At 43.1% G+C, this 3,709-nt stretch carries 3 protein-coding genes and 1 pseudogene; all 4 read right to left on the reverse strand.

Translation table 11 applies throughout. The annotated features are described in order from the left end of the window. Positions 1-401 (reverse strand): annotated as a pseudogene (locus ACFIMW_RS08865) (phage tail protein); the annotation flags it as partial. A 195-nt stretch (positions 402-596) separates the two neighbouring features. Beyond that, positions 597-1,418 carry a DNA adenine methylase gene (locus ACFIMW_RS08870; protein WP_375608847.1) on the reverse strand — a complete coding sequence of 274 codons (822 nt, stop codon included), beginning with the start codon at positions 1,416-1,418 and terminating at the stop codon, positions 597-599. A gap of 548 nt (positions 1,419-1,966) precedes the next feature. Then, entirely contained in the window at positions 1,967-2,179 is a 213-nt protein-coding gene (locus tag ACFIMW_RS08875; protein ID WP_375608845.1) for a hypothetical protein, read from the reverse strand. A gap of 9 nt (positions 2,180-2,188) precedes the next feature. Next, the gene (locus ACFIMW_RS08880; RefSeq protein WP_375617380.1) at positions 2,189-3,571 is read right to left on the reverse strand and encodes a Bgr_08870 family protein; all 1,383 of its coding nucleotides are present in this window, start codon (positions 3,569-3,571) and stop codon (positions 2,189-2,191) included. Positions 3,572-3,709: the final 138 nt, after the last annotated feature.

The raw sequence follows: 3,709 nt of genomic DNA on the forward strand, positions 1-3,709 counted from the left end.
AGAATGCGTGGTGTTTGTCCCACAATGGATTGTGCTCCAATCAAAGCATGGACGCCTTCATAAGCACCATTTGCGTTCACACCCCCTAGAATATTAGTGAGTGTTGCATTTTCGTTGTCACCTTCTTGCACGCGTACGACAACAACAATGGCACCCACTTGCTTGAAAATAAGATCAAGGGCATTGGGTAAAGTGCCGCGTCGTTTACCTGTTGTATCCAGTTTTGCGGTTTGTGAAAGAGAGCCGGCTACCAAAACGGGTGTGTTGAGGGGGAATGCTCGTTCATCGGCATCGGGTGCTGTGCCAACAATTCCGATAACGGCAGACTGAACCGCGCGAAGGGGGCGGGTGCCGTCGTCAACTTCAACGACTTCAACACCGTGTAAAAAACCTGTTGCCATACTTTATGCTCCTTTGAAATATTGGCTAATGAAATGAATGGAAAAAATGAGAGGTAAAGAGGCGCTCTTGAGAAAGGTTTGTTTTCAACAAGCACTTTCTTTTTATGTTTTGACACTAGATTTTGTAGCAATTTACTTTTTTAAAAAGGTCTTCAAAGGTCATTTAAAGCCCTTTAATATGTATTATTTCTCGTTTTAGAAATCACAATTGGTGATGATAAGCTCCTTAGCGGGAACTGCATTATTTAAGGCGTTACACGAATAAAACGTATTTATTTTTTTAAAGGTAAATTGACTGAAGGTTTTTCGAACTTCTGGCACATCATTGAGAGACAAAAGAAACTTCCCTTTTAATTGTGCCAGCAGCATAGCCATCCTCTGATAATCCTCTCGCTTAAACAAATCTTTGCCATAATAATCCTCAACACCCCAATAAGGCGGGTCAAGATAAAATAAGGTGTTTGGTCGATCATAGCGCCTGATAAACTCAGACCAGTCTAAATTTTCAATGGTAACACCCGCTAAACGACGGTAAATAAGCTTTAATAAGTCTTCAAGTTTAAAACGATTAAAACGTGCACCGCGGTCTGTTTCAACCCCAAACGTACGGTCGGCTACCTTCCCGCTAAAGCTTAAACGCTGCAAATATAAAAACCTTGAAGCCCGTTCTAAATCTGTGAGGGTTTCTGGATCTTGAGCACGTAATCGTTGAAATTCCTCACGGCTGCTTATTTGAAATTCCAGAAATTCTATAAACGGGTGATAATGGCGTTGTAACACCCGAAAAAAATTCACCACATCTCCTAAACGGTCATTAATGATTTCAGTGGGTGGAATCAATTTTCTCCTAAAGAATATTCCTCCCATTCCAACGAAAGGTTCGGCATAAATACTATGAGGAATGTCCTCGATAATGTTAACTATGGTTTTGGCTAGTCTTCTTTTGCCTCCAATATAAGCAGCAGCTGGTGAGATAGGATCAACAGATTTTAATTTTTCTTTACAAAGTGTATCCATCATTTTTTAACACTCTTCCATCTATATTAGCCATCTTCTCACTGTTTCCAAGTGAGAAGAAGTGGCTGCGATGTTGAGGTCTTCTTACATCGGACGGGTTGTCGCTAAACTAAGTCCCGTTGGCTGGGCAACCAGCCCAGCCTCTATTTTTTGTTCCATTCTCCTTGTTTTTGAGTTTCTAGGATAATTTCTGTGGGCTAACCGCTATGTTTTCTCATAGCGATAGGTTATTAGAGCGGCTTGCTAAGAGCCGTTAATCTCTTTACAAAACTTTTGGAATAGAAGAGGGGGCACGCCGTGATTTCGGGGCTTTTTCTAAAGATAAAGAATGATTTTGCTATAGTGCGACAGAGAGTATTTACTTTTGTTGCCATTTTGCTCTCCACATTAATGAAGAGACCATAACAATCATCTACACTCTCTCATAAGACTGACACTGTCAGTCAAAAAAGCCCTTTAAAGGGCTTTGAAAGAGCTTTAAAGGGGATTTTAAAAACATACAAAGCCAGCTTATACAACAAGCATCATTAACACTATTGTTTGAGTGCCTAAGCTTCTTCACCTTTTTCTTGTGATTTATGGCTAAGCTCTGCCATTGTTTCTTCATCCACCACGGGAGGAGAGAACACTTCGTCTTTATAAGTCCAGCCGATCTGCGCTTCACGTGAGGGGATTGCCTCACCATCAAAGGCGTGAACATAATCTTCTGAGGCTACAATAATATTTGTTACCACACCATTTTCAACAACTGCATATTTCATAAAAAACTCCTAGATAAAAAATCTCAACAAGATTGCTCCGTCACCACCATTGCCGCCATCTCCACCAGATTTTCCTGGAAAGTAGCCACCGCCACCGCCGCTGGTAAAACCATTTCCATCACCACCATTGCCGCCTTTCCCACTGTACCCCCCTTTTGCGATACCATCACTGCAACCACCACCAGCGCCACCATAAATAGAGCTTCCACCATGTCCAATGTTTGTTTTATAGACAATAAAGGGGCCGTCGTTACTTCTATAGTATGCGTAGCCACCACCACTCCCGCCACCGAAAGTAGAACTACTGCCATTGACGCTGGTATTGCTAGAGTAATAGCTGCCACCGCTACCGCCGCGACCACTGCTGTTGGCACTTCCTTCACTGCCACTAGTTGCGTATCCATAATATCCACCACCTCCGCCACCGCCTGCGGTAAGAAGTCCCTGAATTATTGTTTGACCACCTATGCCTCCCCTCTCGTTATTACCGCCTTTCCCACCACGTCCAATTTGAGCATTTTTTGAGTTTCCCAGCTGGTATCCTTTGATTTTAATACGTACGCAACCGCCGCCACCTCCACCACCGCCTTTTATATTACTGCCGCCTCCACCGCCACCCCACGCCCATATTTCAATATCGGTGTAGCTAGTAACACTATCAGGAAATGGAATGGGTCCACTTTCTGTCATGAGGATTTCAAGGGGATTAAGCGCGGTAACTTCTTTCAGTTTTGCAATCTCATTGCGTATTTTTTGAAGGACAGTGGTAGCCTCATCTTTTGTGTAAAGTGCCTTACCATCAACAGTTGCTGGACCTCTAAGCATGCTTCCACTTGCACTTAGACTTGTCACAACTTTATTATTGTGGGTGAGATTAAACGATGAATTACCTAACAGCTCTAAGCCACCACTCATGCTAACTTTGCTGGTAAATTTATTATAACTTTGCCATTCATTTGGGCTTGTGAGGCGCCCATAGCTTGTGAGATCTTCGTTAAGCTTGGCTCTAAAATCGTCAAGCCCCACGATATCTTCGGTTTTATGTTGATGCGCGCCTAACAGTGAGACAGCACTGCCAAAGGTAAAGTTATTGTTGCTTGATTTATAGAGAACATAGTTGTTAGCGGCATCTTTTGCCCCTTCGATATCGCTTAAATCAGCAAAAGTAAAGGTTTTATCCGCTGCCATCTTGCCATTGAGAGCGCTTTCTAGATCTGCGATTTCGTTGATCGTATGCGTGTGCTGTAAAGGCGCCTTTTCGTTTACCTTTTCCTCAACTTCCGCAAGTGCTTGATCAATTTTGGTCAAATTTTCCCGCAAGATTGGGAATTCAGAACTGATAAAACGCCCCTCTTTAGGCAATTCCATGTCGAGTTTTTTGGTTTTTGTCATCTCTCATTTTCCCATTATAATATGCCAGTTCCCATCACAATATGCCAGCGCCAAAATCACTCACCATGGACCGCGCAGCAGGTCCACCGGTAAGGGTCAATTTCAAGCGCGCTTGTTTGGCTGTTTTGTCACTGCTCA

It is taken from the genome of Bartonella sp. AC329YNZD (assembly GCF_042196685.1).
Taxonomy (GTDB): domain Bacteria; phylum Pseudomonadota; class Alphaproteobacteria; order Rhizobiales; family Rhizobiaceae; genus Bartonella.